22 protein-coding genes and 1 tRNA gene are annotated in these 21,764 nt (G+C 60.8%); 4 read left to right on the top strand and 19 right to left on the bottom strand.

Annotation, left to right across the window (positions count from 1 at the left end):
* Positions 1-73 precede the first annotated feature (73 nt).
* The 6 genes from BN1800_RS08395 to pcsA are packed head-to-tail and all read right to left on the bottom strand — an operon-like array spanning position 74 to position 6,532.
* Positions 74-1,147 (bottom strand): BMP family ABC transporter substrate-binding protein, encoded by a 1,074-nt coding sequence (locus tag BN1800_RS08395; protein ID WP_027509466.1) that lies wholly within the window; start codon positions 1,145-1,147, stop codon positions 74-76.
* Between the two features lie 47 nt (positions 1,148-1,194).
* Positions 1,195-2,112 (bottom strand): ABC transporter permease, encoded by a 918-nt coding sequence (locus BN1800_RS08390; protein ID WP_027509465.1) that lies wholly within the window; start codon positions 2,110-2,112, stop codon positions 1,195-1,197.
* A complete protein-coding gene (locus BN1800_RS08385) occupies positions 2,109-3,206 on the bottom strand; it encodes an ABC transporter permease (protein ID WP_027509464.1) in 1,098 nt (365 codons plus the stop codon). Before BN1800_RS08385 ends, BN1800_RS08390 begins: the two co-directional genes overlap by 4 nt.
* Positions 3,196-4,761, bottom strand: coding sequence for an ABC transporter ATP-binding protein (locus BN1800_RS08380; RefSeq protein WP_027509463.1), 1,566 nt, complete (start codon positions 4,759-4,761; stop codon positions 3,196-3,198). The genes BN1800_RS08385 and BN1800_RS08380 overlap by 11 nt, the downstream gene beginning before the upstream one ends.
* A gap of 52 nt (positions 4,762-4,813) precedes the next feature.
* Complete coding sequence (locus BN1800_RS08375; RefSeq protein WP_086996413.1) at positions 4,814-5,794, bottom strand: quinone oxidoreductase family protein; 981 nt, start codon at positions 5,792-5,794, stop codon at positions 4,814-4,816.
* A gap of 9 nt (positions 5,795-5,803) precedes the next feature.
* Positions 5,804-6,532, bottom strand: a complete 729-nt coding sequence (gene pcsA / locus BN1800_RS08370; protein WP_027509462.1) for a phosphatidylcholine synthase — start codon at positions 6,530-6,532, stop codon at positions 5,804-5,806.
* 244 nt (positions 6,533-6,776) lie between these two features.
* On the opposite strand from pcsA, the gene BN1800_RS08365 reads away from it, so the two are divergent.
* Positions 6,777-7,589 (top strand): ferredoxin--NADP reductase, encoded by an 813-nt coding sequence (locus tag BN1800_RS08365; protein WP_086996410.1) that lies wholly within the window; start codon positions 6,777-6,779, stop codon positions 7,587-7,589.
* 163 nt (positions 7,590-7,752) lie between these two features.
* On the opposite strand, the gene BN1800_RS08360 is transcribed toward BN1800_RS08365, so the two are convergent.
* Complete coding sequence (locus BN1800_RS08360; RefSeq protein WP_086996407.1) at positions 7,753-8,370, bottom strand: GntR family transcriptional regulator; 618 nt, start codon at positions 8,368-8,370, stop codon at positions 7,753-7,755.
* Between the two features lie 95 nt (positions 8,371-8,465).
* Between BN1800_RS08360 and BN1800_RS08355 the strand changes: the two genes are divergently transcribed.
* Positions 8,466-9,359, top strand: coding sequence for a dihydrodipicolinate synthase family protein (locus BN1800_RS08355; protein ID WP_086996404.1), 894 nt, complete (start codon positions 8,466-8,468; stop codon positions 9,357-9,359).
* Between the two features lie 51 nt (positions 9,360-9,410).
* Here BN1800_RS08355 and BN1800_RS08350 read toward each other — a convergent pair whose 3' ends face one another.
* The 5 genes from BN1800_RS08350 to BN1800_RS08330 form a co-directional block, all read right to left on the bottom strand.
* The gene (locus BN1800_RS08350; RefSeq protein WP_086996401.1) at positions 9,411-10,619 is read right to left on the bottom strand and encodes an ABC transporter permease; all 1,209 of its coding nucleotides are present in this window, start codon (positions 10,617-10,619) and stop codon (positions 9,411-9,413) included.
* Positions 10,609-11,325 carry an ABC transporter ATP-binding protein gene (locus tag BN1800_RS08345; RefSeq protein ID WP_086996398.1) on the bottom strand — a complete coding sequence of 239 codons (717 nt, stop codon included), beginning with the start codon at positions 11,323-11,325 and terminating at the stop codon, positions 10,609-10,611. Before BN1800_RS08345 ends, BN1800_RS08350 begins: the two co-directional genes overlap by 11 nt.
* Positions 11,326-11,337: 12 nt before the next feature.
* The gene (locus tag BN1800_RS08340; RefSeq protein ID WP_027509456.1) at positions 11,338-12,639 is read right to left on the bottom strand and encodes an efflux RND transporter periplasmic adaptor subunit; all 1,302 of its coding nucleotides are present in this window, start codon (positions 12,637-12,639) and stop codon (positions 11,338-11,340) included.
* Between the two features lie 145 nt (positions 12,640-12,784).
* The gene (locus tag BN1800_RS08335; RefSeq protein WP_027509455.1) at positions 12,785-13,159 is read right to left on the bottom strand and encodes a GFA family protein; all 375 of its coding nucleotides are present in this window, start codon (positions 13,157-13,159) and stop codon (positions 12,785-12,787) included.
* Positions 13,159-13,368 carry a hypothetical protein gene (locus BN1800_RS08330; protein WP_027509454.1) on the bottom strand — a complete coding sequence of 70 codons (210 nt, stop codon included), beginning with the start codon at positions 13,366-13,368 and terminating at the stop codon, positions 13,159-13,161. Before BN1800_RS08330 ends, BN1800_RS08335 begins: the two co-directional genes overlap by 1 nt.
* A gap of 1,031 nt (positions 13,369-14,399) precedes the next feature.
* Between BN1800_RS08330 and BN1800_RS42275 the strand changes: the two genes are divergently transcribed.
* A complete protein-coding gene (locus BN1800_RS42275) occupies positions 14,400-14,585 on the top strand; it encodes a hypothetical protein (RefSeq protein ID WP_027509453.1) in 186 nt (61 codons plus the stop codon).
* A gap of 116 nt (positions 14,586-14,701) precedes the next feature.
* Here the strand turns inward: BN1800_RS42275 and BN1800_RS08315 are convergent, their stop codons facing one another.
* A complete protein-coding gene (locus tag BN1800_RS08315; protein ID WP_086996395.1) occupies positions 14,702-15,088 on the bottom strand; it encodes a hypothetical protein in 387 nt (128 codons plus the stop codon).
* 210 nt (positions 15,089-15,298) lie between these two features.
* Positions 15,299-15,374 (bottom strand) — tRNA-Lys (locus BN1800_RS08310).
* Between the two features lie 194 nt (positions 15,375-15,568).
* Here BN1800_RS08310 and BN1800_RS08305 point away from each other — a divergent pair.
* On the top strand, positions 15,569-16,318 hold the full coding sequence (locus BN1800_RS08305) for a cytochrome c biogenesis CcdA family protein (RefSeq protein ID WP_027509451.1): 750 nt from the start codon (positions 15,569-15,571) through the stop codon (positions 16,316-16,318).
* Positions 16,319-16,323: 5 nt separating this feature from the next.
* On the opposite strand, the gene BN1800_RS08300 is transcribed toward BN1800_RS08305, so the two are convergent.
* From BN1800_RS08300 to cysG, 5 genes are read right to left on the bottom strand one after another with little or no spacing between them, the layout of a single operon-like run.
* Positions 16,324-17,535: a UbiH/UbiF family hydroxylase gene (locus BN1800_RS08300; RefSeq protein WP_086996392.1), complete on the bottom strand. Its 1,212-nt coding sequence runs from the start codon at positions 17,533-17,535 to the stop codon at positions 16,324-16,326.
* A 36-nt stretch (positions 17,536-17,571) separates the two neighbouring features.
* Positions 17,572-18,084 (bottom strand): DUF934 domain-containing protein, encoded by a 513-nt coding sequence (locus BN1800_RS08295; RefSeq protein ID WP_027509449.1) that lies wholly within the window; start codon positions 18,082-18,084, stop codon positions 17,572-17,574.
* 10 nt (positions 18,085-18,094) lie between these two features.
* Positions 18,095-19,765 (bottom strand): nitrite/sulfite reductase, encoded by a 1,671-nt coding sequence (locus BN1800_RS08290; RefSeq protein ID WP_086996388.1) that lies wholly within the window; start codon positions 19,763-19,765, stop codon positions 18,095-18,097.
* A gap of 8 nt (positions 19,766-19,773) precedes the next feature.
* Positions 19,774-20,088 (bottom strand): DUF2849 domain-containing protein, encoded by a 315-nt coding sequence (locus BN1800_RS08285; protein WP_086996385.1) that lies wholly within the window; start codon positions 20,086-20,088, stop codon positions 19,774-19,776.
* Between the two features lie 2 nt (positions 20,089-20,090).
* Positions 20,091-21,527 (bottom strand): siroheme synthase CysG, encoded by a 1,437-nt coding sequence (gene cysG / locus BN1800_RS08280; protein WP_027509446.1) that lies wholly within the window; start codon positions 21,525-21,527, stop codon positions 20,091-20,093.
* Positions 21,528-21,764: the final 237 nt, after the last annotated feature.

Genomic DNA, 21,764 nt, shown 5'->3' with positions numbered 1-21,764 from the left:
CTTTTGTAAATTACTATTTTGAAACGGCTCGCGAAAAAAGCGCTCCGGGGATGGAGCGCCTTTCGCAGTTTCGCTATTGCGGCAGCTTGTCATCGACGCCGTGGATGTAGAAGTTCATGCCGAGCAGCGTGCCATCATCAGCCTTCTCGCCAGCCTTCAGCCAAGGCGTACCGTCCTGCTTGTTGATCGGGCCGGTGAAGGGGTGCAACTCGCCGGACTTGATCTTCGCCTCGGTCTCTTCGGCCATCTTCTTCACATCGTCCGGCATGTTCGTGTAGGGCGCCATGGTCAGAATGCCGTCCTTCAGGCCGTCCCAGATCTGTTCAGATTTCCAGGTGCCATCGAGCAGGGCCTTGGTGCGCTTGGTGTAATATGCGCCCCATGTGTCGACGATTGCCGTCAGCTGCGTCTTCGGACCGGCCTTGATCATGTCCGATGCCTGGCCGAAGGCCATGATGCCGCGTTCGGCAGCCACCTGCATCGGAGCGGTGGTGTCGGTGTGCTGTGTCAGGATGTCGACGCCCTGGTCGATCAGCGCCTTGGCGGCGTCGGCTTCCTTGCCAGGGTCGAACCAGGTGTTGGCCCATACGACCTTCAGCTTGAAGTCGGGATTGACGGACTTCGCGCCGAGTTCGAACGCGTTGATTCCCATCACCACTTCCGGAATCGGGAAGGAGGCGATGTAGCCGGCCAGGCCCTTCTTAGACATTTTGGCGGCAATCTGACCCTGAATGTAACGGCCCTCATAGAAGCGCGAATTGTAGGTCGCGACGTTTTCCGCAGCCTTAAAGCCGGTTGCATGCTCGAATTTCACTTTCGGGAACTTCTGGGCAACCTTGACAGTGGCATCCATGAAGCCGAACGAGGTGGTGAAAATCAGCGAGCAGCCGGAACGGGCCATGCGCTCGATCGCGCGCTCTGCATCCGGGCCTTCCGGAACGCTTTCGAGATAAGGCGTTTCGACCTTGTCGCCGAATTCCTTTTCGACCTGCAGACGGCCGTTTTCATGTGCCTGGGTCCAGCCGCCATCGGTGCGGGTCCCGACATAGATGAAGCAGACCTTGGTCTTGTCTGCGGCTTGTGCGGCCGAGCCGACGCTGATGACCAGCGCAGCGGTTGCCGCAAGTGCGAGTGCTAGTTTCTTCATTTTAGCCCCTGTTGGTTGCAAGTTTGAAACCCGTTTGTTGTTGTGCGTCACCGGTCAGGCACGAAAGCCTTGCCAAGCGATGCCGGCGTGTTGATCAACGTTGTGCGCCGATTATGAGAAATGATGATGAGAACGACAATAGTTGCGGCGTAAGGCAGCATGGAAAGAAACTGCGACGGAATACCGATCCCGAAGGCCTGTGCGTGGAGCTGCCCGATCGAGACCGCGCCGAAGAGATAGCCTCCCGCAAGCACGCGCCACGGCCGCCAGGACGCAAAGACGACGAGCGCGAGCGCGATCCAGCCGCGCCCCGCCGACATGTTTTCCACCCATTGCGGCGTATAGACGAGCGAAAGTTGCGCGCCGGCAAGCCCGGCGCAGGCCCCGCCGAACATGACGGCGAGATAGCGCGCGCGAATGACATCGATGCCGAGCGCGTGCGCCGAACCGTGATTGTCACCGATCGCCCGCAGCTTCAGGCCCCTGCGGCTTTTGAAGAGGAACCAGTTGATGCCGATGACGAGCGCGATCGACAGGTAGAAGACCAGGTCCTGATGGAAAAGCACCGGTCCGATGAAGGGGATATCCGAAAAGTAGGGAATATAGATTTGAGGCACCTTGATGCCCGGAACGCCGACATGGCTCTCGCCGAGCATGCCGGAGGCGCCGAGCCCCAGGATCGTCAGCGCAAGACCGGTCGCAACCTGATTAGTCACCAGCGTCAGCGTCAGGAAGCCGAAGAGAAGCGAGAATACGGCCCCGGTCGCAATGCCGGCCAGCAGTCCGACATAAGGCGAACCGGTAGCCTGGGAAGCCGCGAAGGCACCGACGGCGCCCATGATCATCATGCCCTCGACGCCGAGGTTCAAGACGCCGGCACGCTCGGTCACCAGTTCTCCGAGCGCTGCGACGACAAGAGGCGTCGCGGCCGTGATGACCGTCAGCAGGATGGCTTCGAAAATCATTGCGCCGCCTTTCCGGCGATTGCCTGCACGCGCGACCAGACGATCCTGATCCTGTAGAAGATCAGCGTGTCGCAGGAGAGCACGAAGAACAGCAGCAGGCCTTGGAAGACGCGCGTCACCTTGTCGGAGACGCCGATCGAGAGCTGCGCCGCCTCGCCGCCGAGATAGGTGAGCGCCAGCACCAGGCCGGAGGCGATGATGCCAAGGGGATTGAGGCGTCCGAGAAAAGCGACGATGATCGCCGTGAAGCCGTAGCCCGGCGATATGGCCGGCTGCAGATGACCGATCGAACCCGAGACTTCGGAAATCCCGGCAAGACCGGCAAGCGCCCCGGAAAACAGAAAGCTGAACCAGATCATCCGCTTCGAGGAGAAGCCGGCAAAGCGCCCTGCCCGCTCCGATTGACCAAGGACGACGATCTCGAAGCCCTTCAGCGTAAAGCGCATCATGAACCAGACGAGGATCGCAGCCAGAATCGCGAAGATGAATGCCCAGTGTGCGCGTCCCGACTCTTCCCAGATAGGCGGAAGGATCGCTTCCGGCGCAAAGTCACGCGAAACCGGGAAATTGAAGCCTTTCGGATCGCGCCAGGCGCCGCGGACCAGCCAATCGAGGAAGAGCTGGGCGATATAAACCAGCATCAGCGAGGTCAGGATTTCATTGGTATTGAAATGTGCCTTCAGGAGTGCCGGAATGGCGGCAAAGAGCGCTCCGCCGATGGCCCCCATGATGAGCATCAGTGGCAGCACGAGCGGCGAGTGCCAGTCGTAAAAAACGATCGGCAGGATGGAGCCTGTGATCGCACCGATGGTGAATTGGCCCTCGGCACCGATATTCCAGTTGTTCGAGCGATAGCAGACCGAGAGGCCGACAGCGATCAGGATCAGCGGGGCGGCCTTGATCGCCAGTTCGTGCAGCGACCAGACCTCCAGCAAGGGCTCGACGAAGAAGGCATTCAGCGCCTCCATGGGATCCTTGCCAAGCAGGGCGAACATGACGCTGCCTGCAATCAGCGTCAGCGCCAGTGCCAGGAGTGGCGAAACGAATCCGAAAAGTTTCGAGACCTGCGGCCGCTTTTCGAGTTCAATGCGCATCGGCGGCCTCCGCGGCGGGCCTGCTTTCATGCAGACCACCCATCAGGAGGCCGATCTGCTCGCGGGTCAGTTCGCCGGCCGGGAACGGCGGCGAAAGGCGCCCTTCGGAGATGACAGCGATGTCGGTCGCCACCTCGAATATCTCGTCGAGGTCCTGACTGATGACGACGACGGCAGAGCCGGCGCGTGCGAGATCGACGAGCGCCTGGCGAATATGGCTTGCAGCCCCCGCATCGACGCCCCAGGTCGGCTGATTGACGACGAGGACCGCCGGCTGGCGGTCGAGCTCCCGGCCGACGATGAACTTCTGGAGATTGCCGCCCGACAGCGCCCCCGCAGCGGGATCCTCGCCGCTCTTGCGGACGTCCATGCTTTCAGAAATGCGTCTTGCTGCACTTTTCACCGCTCCGCGCCGGATGACCTTGAGGAAGCCGCCGCCGAGGAAGGCCTTGCGGTCCGACTGGCTGCGCGCGAGCACCAGATTGTCCGAAAGTTTCATTGCTGAAACCGCGGCGTGGCCGTGGCGCTCTTCCGGGACGAAGCCTGCGCCAAGCAGGCGGCGGGCGGTGATGCCCTGCGAGCCGACGGGCTTCCTGCGGATAACGATCGCCTCCGCCTGCGCCACCGGATATTCGCCGGACAAGGCATCGAAAAGCTCGCCCTGCCCGTTTCCGGCAACACCGGCAATCGCCAGGATTTCGCCGGAGCGGACCGCAAGCGACACATCCCTGAGCGGCGTGGCGAAGGGTGTGCGGGGGGCGACCGAAAGGCTCGTCACCGCAAGCTGAACGTCCCCCACATTGGCGCGATCGGGATGGGTTACGCCCGGCACATGGGAGCCGACCATCATTCTGGCGAGGGAACCAGGCGTCTCCTGCTTCGGATCGCAGGCACCGGTAACCCTGCCGTGGCGAAGCACGGTGGCGCGGTCGCAGATGCGCTGCACTTCCTCCAGGCGATGGCTGATATAGAGGACGGAGCGACCCTCCGCCTTCAGCTTGAACAGCGTTTCGAAAAGCTTGTCGGCCTCCTGCGGCGTCAGCACCGAGGTCGGCTCGTCGAGGATGATCAGCTTGGGATTTTGCAGCAAAGCGCGGACGATTTCGATGCGCTGGCGCTCGCCGACGGAAAGGTCGGCCACGTGGGAGTGCGGATCGAGCGGCAGCCCGTAGGCGCGCGACAATGCCCTCGCCTCTTCGGCGATCCGGCCGATCGGAATTTTGTCATCGAGGGAAAGCGCGATGTTTTCGGCGACCGTCAGCGCTTCGAAGAGCGAAAAGTGCTGGAAGACCATGCCGATGCCGAGCTTGCGGGCTTCTCCCGGCGAGCCGATCGCAACCGGTTTGCCTTCCCAGCAAATATCGCCGGCTGTCGGCTCCAAAACGCCGAACAGCATCTTCACCAACGTGGATTTGCCTGCGCCGTTTTCTCCGAGAAGCGCGTGTATTTCGCCCGGAGCGATATCGAGATCGATTTCATTGCAGGCGGCAAAGCTACCGAAGAGCTTCGTCAGTTTCTGGACCGACAGTAACGCACCGGACGGCAGCGCATTCAATGACGACACGTTCCCCTCATTTCTCCCTGCCGACCTGTCCGTTCCGGATCGTTTATGGGATCAGCAGCGTAGTTCCCGTAGTTCTTCTTGTTTCCAGGTCCGCGTGAGCCCGTCCCACCTCACGCAACGGATATGTTTGGTTGATATTGATACGCACTTTGCTGCTTAGCACAATATCAAATAGCGCGTTTGCACAGGCGGTCAGTTCGTCGCGCGTGGCGATGTAAGTGAAAAGCGACGGCCTCGTCGCATAAAGCGAGCCCCGCTGCGCCAGCATCGCCATCGTGAAATTCTCAATCGGACCAGAGGATTGGCCGAAGGAGACGAACATGCCGCGCGGCTTCAGGCAATCGAGCGATTGCGGGAAGGTATCGCGGCCGATCGAGTCATAGACGACGTCCACGCCTTTGCCACCGGTGATCTCCCGGACACGGTCGAGAAAGTTTTCCGTCCGGTAGTTGATGACGTCATCGTAGCCATGCTCGAGCGCGAGCTTCGCCTTGTCTTCCGAGCCCGCGGTGCCGATTACCGTTGCGCCCAGCGCCTTGGCCCATTGCCCTGCGATCAACCCGACGCCGCCTGCGGCGGCATGGAAAAGTAGAGCCGTCTCGGGACCGACCTTGAACGTCCGGTTCAGCAGATATTCGGCGGTCATGCCCTTCAGCATCATCGCGGCTGCCGTTTCCAGGCTGATCCCGTCCGGCACCTTGACGAGATGCTTGGTTTCGACGTTCCGCTCCACGCTGTAGGCGCCGTCGGCGCCGGCATAGGCAACCCGGTCGCCAACGGTGAAATCGGTGACGCCGGGTCCGACAACCGTCACGGTGCCCGCCGCTTCCTTCCCGGGGGTGAAGGGCAGATGCGGCACCTTGTAGGTTCCATCGCGGAAATACACGTCGATGAAATTGAGGCCGATCGCGGCGTGCCTGATCTGCACCTCGCCGGCGGATGGCGGCGGCAGATCGACATCGACATAGTCAAGAACCTCAGGACCGCCATTGCGGCTGAAAGCGATCGCCTGCGTCTTTGTCATCTTTTGCTCCTACTCGCCACGCCCCAGCGCCGGGAAGAACTGCAGCACGGCACCGATGCAATAGAGATAGATACCGCTGATCACGAAAAGAATGATCGCCCACTGCGGCATATTGAAATGCATGAGCAGCGAATACATGCCGAGCGCCGACCAGAGAAAGAAAACGCCGAGATTGATCGGCCGCAGACGTTTGACGCGCACCGGATGCAAGAAATTAATCGGCAGGAAGGTCAGGATCACCGAGGCGATCACGACACTCAAGGCGGTCACGGCGCTCGCATCGATGACGAAGAGCGTGAAGACGATCATATTCCAGACGACGGGAAAGCCGGAGAAAAAATACTCATCGGTCTTCATGCCCATGTCGGCATAATAGATGGCGCTTGACACGACGATCATGCCGGCGGCGGCAAAGGACCAGGGCTCACCGATCATGCCGCTCTGATAAAGCGCGAAAGCAGGCAGAAGCACGTAGGTCACGTAGTCGATGATATTGTCGAGCGTGTCGCCCGACCAGTTGGGCAAAACCTCCTTCACCCGCACCTTGCGGGCAATGGGGCCGTCGATGCCGTCAACGAGCAGGGCAAGGCCCAACCACCAGAACATGTCGATGAATCGGTGCTCCGCGGCAGCGACCACACCAAGAAATGCGAGGAACGAGCCGGACGCCGTCAAAATATGGACGGAAAAGGCGCGTATCTCTGCATAAGGAACACGCTTGTAATTGAAAATCTTCATGTTTCCCCGTGCTGCCTGCCGCCAGTTAAACCTGCTCGCGGCGTTTTGGCCTAATATGCATCCTTTGCCCTGCTTCGCCAGCGCAAAAGCGACAAGTATACGCAGGGTATTGAATCATGAGAATGACATGCATATTTCGTGGCTGCTGCCTGTCAGAGAATGGATTGCCTTTAATTTTCGGCGTATTTGTAATATCTGCCTCGCATCAGACCGATCATGCGACGAATACGGGATCCGATACCGAATGAACGCTCCAGCAAAGACCGAAGATTTCTCCTCCGCCGTTCCGGCAAATGTGTATGCCGAAACGGTGCTGCGCGTCACGCACTATACGGACCGGCTCTTCCGCTTCACGATGACCCGGCCACAGGGCTTCCGTTTCCGTTCCGGCGAATTTGCGATGATCGGCCTTATGGTAGACGGCAAGCCGGTTTTCCGTGCCTACTCGATCGCAAGCCCTGCCTGGGCCGAAGAACTCGAATTCTTCTCGATCAAAGTGCCGGACGGCCCACTCACCTCGCATCTCCAAGCGATCAAGCCGGGCGACCAGGTTCTGATGCGCAAGAAGCCGACCGGCACGCTGGTGCTCGATGCGCTGACGCCAGGCAAGCGGCTCTACATGTTCTCGACCGGAACGGGTGTTGCGCCCTTCGCAAGCCTGATTCGCGATCCGGAAACCTATGAGAAGTACGAGGAGGTGATCCTCACCCATACGACGCGCGAGGTCGCGGAGCTGAAATACGGCTTCGACCTGGTGGAAGAAATTCGGAACGACGAACTGCTGAACGAGATCGTCGGCAGCAAGCTACGCCATTATGCGACCGTAACCCGCGAAGACTTCGCCTATCGCGGCCGCATCACCGATCTGATTGCCTCCGGCAAGCTCTTTGCCGATCTTGGCGTTCCGCCGCTCGACCCGGCAATCGACCGCGGCATGATTTGCGGTTCTTCCGCCATGCTGAAGGACACCAAGGAACTGCTCGAAAAGGCAGGCTTTGAAGAAGGCGCCAACAGCAAGCCTGCCGAGTTCGTCATCGAACGCGCCTTCGTGGGTTGAGTTACCCTTCTCCTCGCTCGGGAGAAGGTGGCCCGAAGGGTCGGATGAGGCGGCGATGCGGCAAATGCCATTTTCGTTTGTCGCTCAGACGTTAGCTCCTATCGACGCTCATCCCCCTATCGCCTCACTTTGCTTGGCACTTCTCCCCGCTGACGAGAAGTGGTTATGGCTTGTAGCTGAGATAGTCGATCAAGACCGCCATTGCCCGCCGCGACTCTTCCGCCTTGCCCTGCTGGATGGCGCGAATGACGGTGACGTGGAGCGCGATCGAGCGGTCCATCCGATCCGGCGTGGCAGTCGAATACCAGAGACGGCGTGAATGTGTCTGCACAGGCCCAAGCGCCGCGGTGATGAACGTATTCGGGCAAGCCTCCTCAATAATCTCATCGAATGCCTTGTCGGCAGCGAAGAAGGCAGCAAGATCGCCATTGACGGCGCAACTGGTCATCGTGCGGGCACAATCTATCAGCGCCGCCCGTTGCTCGTCCGTTGCATGCTTCGCGACCAGCGACGCAGCAATAGGCTCCAGTTCCCTGCGCACCTGCATGACATTGGCATGATCGTCCGGCTTGATTTCCGCCACCTGCAGCCCGACCCGCGGCCTGACGATGATAAGCCCCTGCCAAGCGAGTTTCTGGATCGCTTCACGCACCGGCGTGCGGCCATGACCGGCAATATCGATCAGCTGCTTTTCGGTCACCAGCGCGCCCGGCTTCAACACCAGCGTCACAATGGCGTGTTCAAGTGCGAGGTAGGCCAGATGGCTCTGTGAATTCTGCATTCGGTGGTCCATATTTCACTCTGATATATCAGATATTGACATGGCGCAAATCGGATGGCAAGTTGTTGTGATATATCAGAGCCAAGGAGACGAACATGTGGCGCGGCGTATTTCCTGCAGTAACGACGAAATTCACTGAGAACGGCGAGCTGGATCTTGCCGAAATGGAACGCTGCTTCGGCCTGCAGGCCGACGCAGGTGTCGACGGCATCATCGTCTGCGGCTCGCTCGGCGAAAACATGACGCTCGAACCGGAAGAGAAGCTGGAGATCCTGAAGGTCGCGCGCTCGACCGCAGGTTCGAAGCCGGTGCTGATGACGGTCTGCGAAAGCTCGACGAAGCGCGGCGCTGCTGCCGCCAAGGCTGCGGCAAAGACCGGCGCCAGCGGTTTCATGATCCTGCCGGGCGTGCCGTACAAATCCGCTCCGGAAGAGACGCTGGCGCATGTCCAGGCAATTGCCACGGCGGGCGGACTGCCGGTCATGGTCTATAACAATCCGGTCGCCTATGGCGTCGACGTCACGATCCCGATGTTCGAAGAATTGGCGAAGAACGACCTGGTTGTCGCCATGAAGGAATCGACCGACGATATTCGCCGCGTGACCGACGTCTTCAACGCATTCGGCGAACGCTTCGACGTGTTCACCGGCGTCGACAACCTAGCGCTCGAAAGCCTGCTGATGGGCGCGCATGGCTGGGTCGCCGGTCTCGTCGTTGCCTTCCCGAAGGAAACGGTCGCGATCTACAAGCTCGTTCAGGCGGGTCGCCTCGACGAAGCGCGCGCCATCTACCGCTGGTTCCGTCCCCTCCTCGATCTCGATGTCTCGACCTTCCTCGTCCAGAACATCAAGCTTGCGGAAGTCTACGCCATCCAGTCGAACGACCGCGTCCGCGCCCCTCGTCTGCCGCTTGCAGGCAAACAGCGCCAGCGCGTCGTGGCAGTTATCGAAAAGGCACTGGCAAACCGCCCGGAACTGCCGATGTTCTAATTGCTCGATAAGAATTGAGCTTTACGAGGCCGGGTGATCGCCCGGCCTTTTTCATTCATGGCGCAAGGCTTCGATCGGGTTCAACTGCGCCGCGCGGCGGGCCGGGAAATAACCGAAGATCATGCCGATCGCCGCCGAAAAGACGAAAGCAATGGCGATCATCAGAGGGCTAACGACAAAAGGAACCTTCAACAAGGTGACAGCGGTGAGGCCGATGCCCATTCCAAGCACGATGCCGGTGATGCCGCCGAAGAGTGACAGCGCGACAGCCTCGACGAGGAACTGCATGAGGACCTGGGTTTCAAGCGCGCCGATCGCAAGCCGGATGCCGATCTCCCGCGTGCGTTCGGTGACCGACACCAGCATGATGTTCATGATGCCGATCCCGCCGACCAGAAGGCTGATCGCGGCAACGGCGCCGAGCAGGCCCGTGAGTAATGTCGTCGTGCCGGTCATCGCTTCGGCGATCTGCGTCATGTCGTTGACGTTGAAATCGTCTTCGCGGCCCGGAATGATCTTGCGGCGCTCGCGCAGCAGGTTCTCAGTCTCGGTCTGAACCTTGGAGGTCGCGACGCCATCGCGGGCTGAAACGACAATCATCTGGACATTGGCATTGGCCCGGCCGCCGATGCGGCGCTGATAGACCTTCACCGGCATGATCACAACATCGTCCTGATCGGTACCCATGCCCGATTGACCGCGTTTCGCCAGTACGCCGATGACGCTGCAGGACACCTTGCCCACGCGAATCTGCTGCCCTGTCGGGTTGGCCGCACCGAAAAGCTGCGACCGCACCGTTTCGCCGAGAATGCAGCGGGCGCGTCCGCGCTCTTCCGCCGCCTCGAAGGTACGGCCGAGCGCAATGTCCCAGTCCTGCGCGATGAAATAGTCGTTCGTTGTGCCCATGACGGTGGTCGAGTGGCTCTGGCCACCATAGATCCCCGTCGCCGTCGTCTGGTTGAGCGGCGCGACAGCGCGAAGGCCACCTACTTGATCCCGTATCGCGTCGACATCCTTGACGGTAAACCGCCTCGCCTCGGAGCTTGCGCGCCCCGGACCGAACTGGCCGGGCCGCACGAAGAGCATGTTGGTTCCGAGTCGCGAGAGTTCGGACGAGACCTGCTCGGTCGTGCCGTTACCGATGGTCACTAATGCAATGACCGCGGCGACACCTATGACAACGCCAAGCACAGTGAGGAAGGAACGCAGCATGTTGCGGCTGATGGCGCGCAGTGCGAGTTTCAGCGTTTCAAGGAACATGGTCCACCTCGCCCTGATGCGCGATCTCTGCCTCGAGCTTTCCATCGACGAAACGAAGTATGCGCTCAGCATGAGCCGCAATGTCCGGTTCATGCGTGACCATGACGATGGTGATCCCCTGCTGCCGGTTCAGCCGTGTCATCAGATCCATGATCTCGGCGCTGGTTTTCGTGTCGAGATTGCCGGTCGGCTCGTCGGCGAGAAGCAGCGCCGGTTCAGTGACGATCGCGCGGGCAATCGCCACGCGCTGCTGCTGGCCGCCGGAAAGCTCCTGTGTCTTGTGGTGCTCGCGTCCCGCCAGCCCGACCAAACCCAGCGCCTCTTTGGCACGCCTGTGGCGCTCGCCCGCCGCAATACCTCGATAGATCAGCGGCAGCTCGACATTCTCCACCGCCGATGTCCGCGCAAGAAGGTTGAACCCCTGGAAGACGAATCCCAGCATATGGCGTCTGAGCAGCGTCAGCTGGTTACGGCCGAAACCGGTCGTGGGAATGCCCTGGAAGACGTAATCGCCGGCACTCGGCACATCAAGGCAGCCGAGGATATTCATTGCCGTCGACTTGCCAGAACCCGACGGCCCCATGATCGCGACGAATTCATGGGTATTGATCTGCAGATCGACATGGTCGAGCGCGCGGATCGCCGCCTCGCCGCGGCCGTAGATCTTCGACACCTGCCTGAATTCGAGAAGCGGTGGACTGGTCATCTTTCCGCCCGCCTATCGCGCCCGTGCCATCGCGTCGGTCACAAGCGCATCGCCTTCCTTGAGTTCACCGGTCGTGACCTGAGTGAACTGACCGTCCGACGATCCAACCTGGATGACGAGCGGCACCTGGCGGCCCTCGCGCAGCACCCAGACCCGGCGTTTCGCGCCCGTGAGCGCTTCAGCGCCGTTGCCGCCCGAACGCGGCCCCATGCGCGGCGGACGGAACAGACCGAAGATGCCGCGTCCGCCGCGCGATTCGGCCTCCGGCGGCGCATAGCGCAGCGCCGCGTTCGGTACCATCAGCGTATTCTTAACGGCCTCCACGGTAATATCCGCCGTTGCTGTCATGCCGGGGCGCAGCAGGAGATCGGCATTGTCGACCGAGAGCACGGCCTTGTACGTGACGACATTGTTGGTGGTCTCCGAAGCAAAGCGGATCTGCTCGATTTCGGCGGGAAAGCTCTTGTTCGCATAGGCGTCGACCGTGAAGGTCGCCTTCTGCCCGACGGCGATCTGGCCGACATCGGCCTCGTCCACATCAACCTGTAGTTCCATCTTCCGGAGATCGCCGGCGATCGTGAAGAGAATCGGGGCTGAAAGCGAGGCAGCGACGGTCGCGCCTGGATCCACCGAGCGGGTCAGAATGACGCCGTCGACCGGCGAAACGATCCTGGCCTTGGCAAGGTTGACCTCAGCGAGCCGCAGATCGGCCTCGGCCGAAAGCACCTCCGCCTCATTGATCTGCTTCGTGGCTGCGGCGGACTCGTATTTGTAGGTCGCATCGTCAAGGCTCTGCTGCGTCGAGACGCTGCCTCTGACCAGGCTCTTCAAACGCTCCAGCGAGACCTGCGCCGACAGCAGGTCGGCATGGGCCTTCAACACGTTCGCCTTGGCCGAATCGAGCTTCGCGCGCGAGCTCTTCACATCGGCTTCCAGCTTGTTCGTATCGAGAACCGCCAGCACCTCGCCGGATTTGACTTCGCTGTTGTAATCGACATTGACCTCGCGCACGGTGCCGGAAAGTTCGCTCGATATGTCAACTTGTTGCGTCGGCTGCACCGAGCCGGTCGCGGTTACCAGGACCGTCAGATCGCCGCGCTTTACCGGCTGTGTCGTATAGCTGTATGCATTGCCGCTGCGACCGGCATAGAAATAAACGCCTGCACCGGCGACGGCGACCAACACGACGGCAGCGATAAGGCGCCCGCGCCAACGACGGCCCTTGCCTCGCTTGCCGGATACAGCGAGGACTGCGGCAAGATCCGCATTGGCTGCTGTACCCTTCGCGCCAATCCCAGATGGGGAATCGTCCATAAAATCCTCAAATCAAAATGAGAGGGCCTGTTTCCGTTCACCATCCAGATAGTCATAGTGAAGATGAACCGGAAATTAGCGTTAGAGGCGCATTCGCATGGAATGACGAAAATGTGCAATTAAATCTTGGTAATGAAAGTCCGCTTTAGCCGGCGTCTTCCTGATATTGGTCAGTCCTCTGCAGCGGATGCAGCCAGCTTTCGCGGCGTTTGACCCAGATCTCGTAGAGCGGCGCGATCTCCATTGGCGCGTCGTCGAGAGAGCCGAGCCGGAGTTCCGCTTCCTCGTCCGTCAGGCAGAACAGACGCCCGCCGCATACCGGGCAGAAGCTGCGGCCTTGATGTGTCGCAGCCGGACCGGAATGGTCGAATGCTTCGCGCGGCCACACGGCGAACGTGACGAAAGCCGAGCCGCTCTCCTTGCGGCAGTCCGCACAATGACAGAGGCCGGCGCGAAGCGGCTCGCCCTTCACCTCATATCTGACCGCGCCGCAGAGGCAGCCCCCGGTGCGCGTTCTCATCAGGCGTCGAAATCCAGCGGCAGTGTCGGCGGCTTGCGCTTGGCGGCCATCAGGAGATCGAGTTCGGTCGCCGACGGTCCGAATTTTTCGTAAAGCCGCTTGGCCTCCTTTTCATCCAAACGGTATTTCCGGGCGAATTCGCTCATGCTGTAAGGCCTGCCGCGCAATACCCTGCGCGTCGGCACCGTCTGATTGGCAGAGTCGGCCATGGCAACCTCCTTGTTAGAACCCGGAAATTAGGGCGTTCAGGGCCGTTGGGAAGGTTTGCGCAAATCCGAAAAACGATAGACCAGAGGCTCGAATCTGCGAAATGGTGTACCAGGCCGTCCAAAGCGGACGGTGAAGCACCCGCGGCCAAGCTGTAGAATGCTCCAAGGGTGATGATGTCCCTGATCGAAGCGCACCCAGTGGATATTTACCGGCCGTTATCCTTACCCGTCCATTGAGATGGACCGACTCAGCAGCAGCCGATCAATGTCCTTGGGCCGTAGAGCACCCCTCCCCGCTACGGCAAAAGGAGATCCGGCACGTGGACCATACGAGGCCTGATGCCGGGTCTCCGCGACCCGGGCGGCTCCCATAAAAGAGCCCGCCAGACGGCGGGCTTGACCTTCGGATGCACGGTTTCTCGTTAGCCGATCCGCGGGCAACCGGGCTCTCTTCCAAAAACCATGCGAATCCGCTCGTTAACTCTGCCGCGGCCAATTATGACGATGGAATCGTACGATGTCCTCGCAACTCTCGGGTTTCGAAGATATCGGCGGGATATGTTGAGCGCCTGGCCGGATGTGCACTGACGCCACCGCGGACGCTGCCGATCATACCTATACCTTGGCCGCTCATAGTCGTCGTCATCATAGTAATAGCGCGGCTGGTCCCTGCCTATGTAGAACTCGAAATCCTGGGAAAAGCTGGGTGCAGGGGCAGTCATCAGCGTGGCCGCAGCGGCAAGCCCCATAAGAATCTGCGTTACGCGCATCTGTCGATCTCCTCAGACATTGGAGATCGACATTAACATCCCGATTATGAACGGGAGCAAAACATCCCCTGGACTGAGCTTCCGTGAGGTCTATCGCGATCTCATTGCTGATTTTTGGTGAGAGCGCCGGGGCTCAAACCCGGGGCGGAGGAGGCGCGCCAGGGGATGGCGAAACGACAAAAATCGCGCCAGCATTGTTATTTCATTTGCTTCTAAATTAGACTTTAGTAGTGTTGTCCCATTAGGAGCGGGAGGATTTCTATGGAACGCATTGAGCCGGAAATTGCAGACTCGAATATGGCAACAAAGGTCTGGTCGGTGACGGAGTTCTGCTCGCGACATCGATTGGACGATGAAGAAGAAACGAGGCTCCTCCGGTTATTTGGTCCGTTCGCGACCGCGTGCGAACTCATGTACAACGCCAAACGCGCGCCGAAGTTTAGATAGTTACGCCCGGCTCATCGCAGGCCGAGCGTCTGTCGCAACCAATATGTGCGCCCGGAGATGGCCTTCACCATCCCCTTCATCCTCAAAGGGGGATGAACTGGGAGAAACTTCCCTACTCACTCTTCCGCGGCATACCGAGCCAATTCCATCGCCATTTCGAAGTTGTCGTTCGCTGCTCGGAGAAGACGGCGCCCAGCATCGATTGCGTGCCGGCCACGGTAGCCGCGTGTCTCCCCGAGTTCGCTGAGGCGCTTCGCGGTCATAGCCTCGGTGAGGACACGCACGTGGGTGTCTTGCATCGCATCAAGGCCACGACTGAATGTCTCTCGGTTCTCTTTCTCTGTGTAGATGTTTTGCCAGGCCCGGGACCCGCTTTCACCCTTCTTGCCTTTCCGGCCGCCTATGAACAGCTGTCGAAGGTTGCTCGGCTCGTGTGGCAGGCCATCAGTGTAGTGCTTTGTCTCCGGCATGATTGGTGTGTTGGCGTATGCTTCGGCGAGCATCTTCCGCGCCTCGTCCTTTGATATCGCGATGCGGTCCTCCTTATCGGATGGAGCTTCGGAGGTTCCCCTTTGACGGAAACATCATTCGGATCGGTCGATTCCCGCTGTCTGAAACATGCAATTTGATTGCGGACGGGCCCGGAAAGCCCCCTCCGTGGCGACTGGAGCAGTCACCAAATATATGATTCTTCACCAAGTCATTGAAATCCTTGGTGAGAGCGCCGGGGCTCGAACCCGGGACCTACTGATTAAAAGTCAGTTGCTCTACCAGCTGAGCTACGCTCTCCCTTGATGCCTTGGGCTGAAAGGCCGCCCCGGCCGGAAGTGCGCGGAACATATGCAGGCGACCTATTGCGGTCAACCGAAAAATCTCTCTTTTTCGCCGCGTTAGGCACATTTCTTGCCGGAGCGCGAAAAGGTGATTGGCAATCGGCGGGTTGCGGCGCTAAACATCCGCCGGATTGCAGCCGGAGAGAATGCGTGTCGATTGCCGATATTTCCCTGTTGAGCGCCCTGCTTGCGGGAGCCCTCTCCTTTCTTTCCCCCTGCGTGCTTCCCCTCGTTCCGCCCTATCTCTGCTATATGGCAGGTATTTCCGTCGAGCAGTTTCGCGGTGGCAATGCTGTTGCAGTTGCGCCCGATTTCCGGCGCGGTGTGCTGTTTTCGGCGCTGTTCTTCACGCTCGGGTTCGCCACGGTCTTCGTCGCGCTCGGCGCCGGGGCTTCCAGCATCGGCATGCTGCTGCGCCAGCATCTGGATCTTCTGGCGAAGATCGGCGGCCTCATCATCATCCTCATGGGGCTGAATTTCCTCGGCGTCTTCCGAATCGGGCTTTTCGCGCGCGAGGCCCGCTTCCAGAGCGGCGGCAAGCCGGCGACGCTGACCGGCGCCTATATCATGGGACTTGCCTTCGCCTTCGGCTGGACGCCCTGCATCGGGCCGGTGCTCGGCGCCATTCTGGCGGTCGCGGCATCGCGCGAGACGGTTGGCTCCGGCGCCGGGCTCCTTGCCGTCTATTCGCTGGGCCTTGCCATTCCATTCTGGATCGCCGCCGGCTTCTCCGGCGCCTTCATGAACTTTCTGGCGCGCTTCCGCCGCCATCTCGGCACCGTCGAAAAAATCACAGGCGCCTTCCTCGTGCTGACAGGGCTCGCCTTCATTTTCGGATTCGTGAGTGATGCCGCCATCTGGTTCCAGCAGACTTTTCCGATCCTGATGCAGATCGGCTAGGCGGATCAGGCTTTCCTTCGGCTGAATTTTTCCCGTAAGGCGCTTGGAATATCGCGGAAGCCGCCGCCCGGCTCGATGCCTTCACGCATGACGACGCTGCGAAGCGGCGGAAATGCCGAGAGGATGTGAAGGCCCGCAGCGCGCAGCATCTGGACCGGCAGGAAACCAGACAGAAGCGAGCGGTTCAGCAAATCGACGCTCGCCGTTCGCGTCATGATGTCGGCGCGGCGCCTTCGGTCGAACCGATCGCCCGAATCGGCCGGTGTCGGTATTTCGGCGCGGTGGCAGAGAATATCTGCCAGCGCCATGATATCGCGCAGGCTGAGATTGAGGCCCTGCGCCCCGATCGGCGGGAAGACGTGCGCGGCCTCTCCGATCAGCGCCATCCGGCCCTTGCCGAAGCGGTGCGCCATCATGCCCGAAAGCGGCCAGACCTGTACGCCTTCCTCGACGCTCACCTTGCCGAGGATCGACTGCATCCGCCCTTCGACGACATTGCTCAATTCAGCAAGCGACAATTCGAGGCCAGCGGCGGCATCCGACGGATCCTGGACCCAGACGAGGCTGGAGCGATTGCCTGGCAAGGGTACCTGAGTGAAGGGGCCGCTCTCGGTGTGAAATTCCGTCGAGATGTTTTCGTGCGGCAGCGAATGGCCGAAGTTCAGCACCATGGCCGACTGTGGATAGGACCAGTTGCGGGCACCGATGCCGGCTGCTTCCCTAAGCTTCGACTTGCGGCCGTCGGCGCCGGCGGCGAAATCCGCAGACAGAACCTCGCCGCCTGCGAGCGCGATGGAAACGGCATTCTCGCCTATATCGATGCTGTCGGCATAAGAGGTGAATCGCGTGATATTGCCTTCTATGGCGACGGCAGTCTCAAGCACGCCGGTCAGAGCCTTGTTCGGGAAATTGTAACCGAAGGCGTCGAGACCGATTTCGGCGGCGCGGAAGGTCGTGGCTGGCGCACGCAGCAGCCGATTCGTGGCGTCGATGATGCGCATGCTCTTCAGCGGCGCGGTTTCAGGCTTCAGCTTGTCCCATAGAGACAAGCGATCGAGGAAGCGGATCGACTGATCCATCAGCGCCGTCGTGCGCTGGTCCCCGGTCGCCGCGGTAGGGGCAATCAGCGCCACGCTACGGCCGCCGCGAGCCAGTGCGATCGCGGCCACCATGCCGGCGAGACCGCCGCCAATCACCGCCACTTCGAAATGTTTCATTGCATCGCTTCCGTCATCAGAGACGGCGAGCCGGCATTATGCCGCCGGCTTCGCCTGACGGCGCCAACTATAGCCCTTGCCGGCCTCCGCGTCACGCGCAGCCGGCTGATAATGATGCGGAATTCCGGGCAGCCGGTTCTCGGAAAGGCGCTTGAGGGCCGTTTCGTTGGTCACGGTGAAGCTGTCGATTCCGACGCGCAGCATCAGCGGGATCTGGTCGATGAGCACATCGCCCACAGCCCGCAGTTCCTTGGCATAACCGAGCCGCTCGCGCAGCAGCGAGGCATGGCTGAAAGCACGGCCGTCACTGAATGCCGGGAAGGCAACGGCGACGATATCGAGGCGATCGAGGTACGGCTCAAGCTTGCGGACGTCGTCGGCCGGCTTGATCAGCACGCCGAGGCCGACATCGTTGCTCTCGCCGGCCTTTGCGATCAATTCGTCGAGGCCGAGCAGCGGCTTCTGATCGCCCTCCGCTTTCACCTCTTCGGTTTCGATCACCCAGGGATCGCTGGCGGCAAAACCGACTTCTCTCCAGATCTTCATCATCATCCCCTCCTTATGCCGCTTCCGCAGCCGCGCCATAGAGCGCATCCTTGAAGGGCTGCGGTCCGACGCGGCGGTAGGCGGCGAGGAAGGTTTCCGATGGGGCCTGACGCAAGCCGAGATAGGTATCGACGATCGTCTCGATCGCGTCCGTCACCTTGTCCGGTTCGAAGCCCCGGCCGATAATCTCGCCGATCGAGGTGTGCTCGTCACCGGAGCCGCCAAGAGTGATCTGGTAGAGTTCGGCACCCTTCTTTTCGACGCCCAGCAAGCCGATATGGCCGACATGGTGATGTCCGCAGGCGTTGATGCAGCCGGAAATCTTGATCTTCAGCTCGCCGATCTCGGCCTGACGCGCCGGATCGCCGAACCGCCTGGAGATTTCCTGCGCAACCGGAATGGAGCGTGCATTGGCGAGCGCACAGTAGTCCAGCCCGGGACAGGCAATGATATCCGTGATGAGGCCGGCATTGGCGGTTTCGAGACCGGCCGCGACCAGGCCGCGATAGACGGCTTCCAGATCGGCCAGCGCCACATGCGGCAGGATGAGGTTCTGTTCGTGGCTCACACGGATTTCGTCGAAGGCATATTCCTCGGCGATATCGGCAACGGCATCCATCTGCGCGTCGGAGGCATCGCCCGGAATGCCGCCGATCGGCTTCAGCGAGATCGTCACCATGCCGTAATCGGGGTTCTTGTGCGGCGCCACGTTCTGCAGCACCCAGCGGGAAAAAGCCGGATCGGCCTTCTTCCAGCGGGCAAGGTTCTCCCAACCTTCAGCACGCTCGGGCAGCGCGGGCGGCGCGAAATAGGCGGTGATCGCCTGAACGTCCTTTTCCGGCAGCTTCAGCTCGGTATCCTTGAGCTGCGCAAACTCCACCTCGACCTGGCGCGCCAGTTCTTCGGCGCCGGTTTCGTGCACGAGGATCTTGATGCGCGCCTTGTACTTGTTGTCGCGGCGGCCGTGCAGGTTATAAACGCGCATGATCGCGGTCGTATAGGAAAGAAGGTCCTCTTCCGGCAGGAAGTCGCGAATCAGCTTGGCGATCATCGGCGTGCGACCCTGGCCACCCCCGACATAGACGGCAAAACCGATCTCGCCCTTGTCGTTCTTCTTCAGGTGCAGGCCGATGTCGTGGACCTGGATCGCGGCGCGGTCACGCTCGGCGCCGGTTACGGCGATCTTGAACTTGCGCGGCAGGAAAGAGAATTCCGGATGCACGGACGACCACTGGCGCAGGATTTCCGCATAGGGGCGCGGATCGGCGACTTCGTCCGCGGCGGCGCCGGCGAAATGATCGGCCGTCACGTTGCGAATGCAATTGCCGGAAGTCTGCATCGCATGCATCTCGACGGTTGCCAGGTCGGCGAGCACATCGGGCATGTCGCAGAGCTTCGGCCAGTTGAACTGCAGGTTCTGGCGGGTCGTGAAGTGGCCGTAGCCGCGGTCATAGGTGCGGGCGATATGGGCGAGCATACGCATCTGGCGCGAGGAGAGCGTGCCATAAGGAATCGCGATGCGCAGCATATAGGCATGAAGCTGTAGATAGACGCCGTTCATCAGGCGCAGCGGCTTGAACGCATCCTCGGCAAGCTCACCGGACAGTCGGCGCTGAACCTGGTCGCGAAACTGCTCGACGCGCTCGGCGACAAAGGCGTGGTCAAATTCGTCGTAACGGTACATCAGCTTCCTCAGACTGCAATGAATTCGGGATCGGCCGGCTTGTAGCCCGGCGCATATTCCATGGTCGGGCCCTGGGCGCGGATGCGCTCGCGAAGGCGGAGCGGCCATAGAACGCCGTTGGTTTCCTGAACTTCGATGACGGCAACGTCAACGACCTTGTTCTCGGCATAGGATTTCTTGCCGATCTCTTCCAAGGCGGTCACGGCCTCGGCATGGCGGGCAACGAGCGCACCCTGCAGCGAGGTTACCCATTCGCCGCCGGCGTTCAGCCATACGGCCACGCCGTCCGTCAGCCTGTTGGCGGTCAGAACCTTGTCGACCATGTTCAGCTCCTTGCAAATTCCGGCGCGGTCGCCTCATGGCGCACCAGCGGCTCGGACAGTTCGAAATTGGCGCCTGCGACCGCATCGCCGATAATGACCATGACCGGTCCGGTCAACTCGTCACGATGCTGCAGGTCGGGAAGATCACGCAAGATGCCATGCAGCAGACGGCGATCGCGGCGGCTGGCGTTCTCGACGACCGCAACGGTCGTCTCGGCGGGAAGCCCGGCATTGATCAGCCGCGCGGCGACCGAGGCCGCGACGGTGCGGCCCATATATACGGCGATCGTCGCGCCCGACACGGCAAGGCTTGCCCAATCCGGCAGCACGTCGCCGGTCAGGTCATGCCCTGTCGTGAAGACCAGCGACGAGGCAACGCCGCGCAGCGTCAGCGGCAGCTCGAAATCGGCTGCGGCAGCCAAAGCGGAGGTGATGCCCGGAACGACCTCGTAGCCGATGCCTGCCGCACGCAGCGCCGCCATCTCTTCCCCTGCCCGGCCATAAACCAGCGGATCGCCGGATTTCAGGCGCACGACTCGCTTGCCTTGGCGTCCAAGCTGGACCAGCAGATCGTTAATCTCTTCCTGCGATTTCGAATGGCAACCCTTGCGTTTACCGACCGAAAGGCGCTCGGCATCGCGGCGGCCCATATCAACGATCGTCTGCGGCACCAGCGCATCGAAAACGATGGCGTCGGCTTCCATCATGACCCGCTGGGCGCGCAACGTCAGCAGATCCTCGGCACCCGGACCGGCGCCGACGAGCCAGACACGGCCTTCAATTTTTTCCGCGGAGCGCAGCAGGCCGTTTGCGGCGCGGCGTGCTTCGGGAAGATTACCGTTCGCGACCGCATCCGCCACCGCGCCCGAGAAGAAACGGCGCCAGAAGACCCTGCGGGCGACGCCGCGCGGAACGAGATGCTCGACGGTCTTGCGGTAGCTCGCCGCAAGGTCCGCCAGACGGCCGAGCGACGGCGAGAGCAACTGGTCGACCTGCGCGCGGATCATCTGGGCAAGCACCGGACCGGCGCCCTCCGTGCCGATCGCAACGGCGACCGGCGCGCGATTGACGAGAGCCGGCGTGAAGAAATCGCAATAGTCCGGCTGGTCGACCGCATTGGCCGGAATTCTGGCCGCCTGGGCAGCTTCCACGATCGCTCGATCTTCGGCAGCGTCGCCCGTCGCGGCGAAAACGAGCGTTGCACCGTCCACTTGCGCGGGCGAGAAAGGCGCACGAACCGTTTCGATGCGGTTGGAAATCAGGAAGGAGTGATAGTCGGCCTCGGGATGTTCCGCATAAGCAACGATGCGGGCGCGCGTGTTCAGCAGCAGACGCACCTTGGCGAAGGCCTCGTCTCCATTGCCGAATACGGCTGCAATCCGCCCTTCCACACGGAAGAATGCGGGAAATACCGATAGCTGTTCGTTGCTGGAAGGCATTATCGTTCCACTTCGAAGTGGGCCGACTATGCCTTTTACCGTCAACGGATTGAAGAAACAGAAATTCGAATGCCCCGCCGGGCGCGTATTCTTTTGCTCGCCACCTCAAGGATTTGAGAAAAGTCGCCCGGTCGTTGGAAAATGGTGCAGCCCATTCATAAGGTGGTGACAAATGCGCAGATTCGGCGGGACCATCCATTCCGCTTCCCGGCGGCAACCGGTAAACTGCACGAAACA

This window comes from Rhizobium sullae (genome assembly GCF_900169785.1).
GTDB lineage: Bacteria > Pseudomonadota > Alphaproteobacteria > Rhizobiales > Rhizobiaceae > Rhizobium > Rhizobium sullae.
This window is presented reverse-complemented; position numbering and strand designations above follow the sequence as displayed.

Bases quoted from the DNA above. Each gene is read 5' to 3' on its own strand.
- BN1800_RS08340 (WP_027509456.1), bottom strand. From the start codon at position 12,639: ATGGACGATTCCCCATCTGGGATTGGCGCGAAGGGTACAGCAGCCAAT.
- BN1800_RS08390 (WP_027509465.1), bottom strand. From the start codon at position 2,112: ATGATTTTCGAAGCCATCCTGCTGACGGTCATCACGGCCGCGACGCCT.
- BN1800_RS08395 (WP_027509466.1), bottom strand. From the start codon at position 1,147: ATGAAGAAACTAGCACTCGCACTTGCGGCAACCGCTGCGCTGGTCATC.
- BN1800_RS08345 (WP_086996398.1), bottom strand. From the start codon at position 11,325: ATGACCAGTCCACCGCTTCTCGAATTCAGGCAGGTGTCGAAGATCTAC.
- BN1800_RS08350 (WP_086996401.1), bottom strand. From the start codon at position 10,619: ATGTTCCTTGAAACGCTGAAACTCGCACTGCGCGCCATCAGCCGCAAC.
- BN1800_RS42275 (WP_027509453.1), top strand. From the start codon at position 14,400: ATGGAACGCATTGAGCCGGAAATTGCAGACTCGAATATGGCAACAAAG.
- BN1800_RS08355 (WP_086996404.1), top strand. From the start codon at position 8,466: ATGTGGCGCGGCGTATTTCCTGCAGTAACGACGAAATTCACTGAGAAC.
- BN1800_RS08330 (WP_027509454.1), bottom strand. From the start codon at position 13,368: ATGGCCGACTCTGCCAATCAGACGGTGCCGACGCGCAGGGTATTGCGC.
- BN1800_RS08385 (WP_027509464.1), bottom strand. From the start codon at position 3,206: ATGCGCATTGAACTCGAAAAGCGGCCGCAGGTCTCGAAACTTTTCGGA.
- BN1800_RS08295 (WP_027509449.1), bottom strand. From the start codon at position 18,084: ATGATGAAGATCTGGAGAGAAGTCGGTTTTGCCGCCAGCGATCCCTGG.
- BN1800_RS08365 (WP_086996410.1), top strand. From the start codon at position 6,777: ATGAACGCTCCAGCAAAGACCGAAGATTTCTCCTCCGCCGTTCCGGCA.
- pcsA (WP_027509462.1), bottom strand. From the start codon at position 6,532: ATGAAGATTTTCAATTACAAGCGTGTTCCTTATGCAGAGATACGCGCC.
- BN1800_RS08335 (WP_027509455.1), bottom strand. From the start codon at position 13,159: ATGAGAACGCGCACCGGGGGCTGCCTCTGCGGCGCGGTCAGATATGAG.
- BN1800_RS08290 (WP_086996388.1), bottom strand. From the start codon at position 19,765: ATGTACCGTTACGACGAATTTGACCACGCCTTTGTCGCCGAGCGCGTC.
- BN1800_RS08315 (WP_086996395.1), bottom strand. From the start codon at position 15,088: ATGCTCGCCGAAGCATACGCCAACACACCAATCATGCCGGAGACAAAG.
- cysG (WP_027509446.1), bottom strand. From the start codon at position 21,527: ATGCCTTCCAGCAACGAACAGCTATCGGTATTTCCCGCATTCTTCCGT.
- BN1800_RS08375 (WP_086996413.1), bottom strand. From the start codon at position 5,794: ATGACAAAGACGCAGGCGATCGCTTTCAGCCGCAATGGCGGTCCTGAG.
- BN1800_RS08360 (WP_086996407.1), bottom strand. From the start codon at position 8,370: ATGCAGAATTCACAGAGCCATCTGGCCTACCTCGCACTTGAACACGCC.
- BN1800_RS08300 (WP_086996392.1), bottom strand. From the start codon at position 17,535: ATGAAACATTTCGAAGTGGCGGTGATTGGCGGCGGTCTCGCCGGCATG.
- BN1800_RS08285 (WP_086996385.1), bottom strand. From the start codon at position 20,088: ATGGTCGACAAGGTTCTGACCGCCAACAGGCTGACGGACGGCGTGGCC.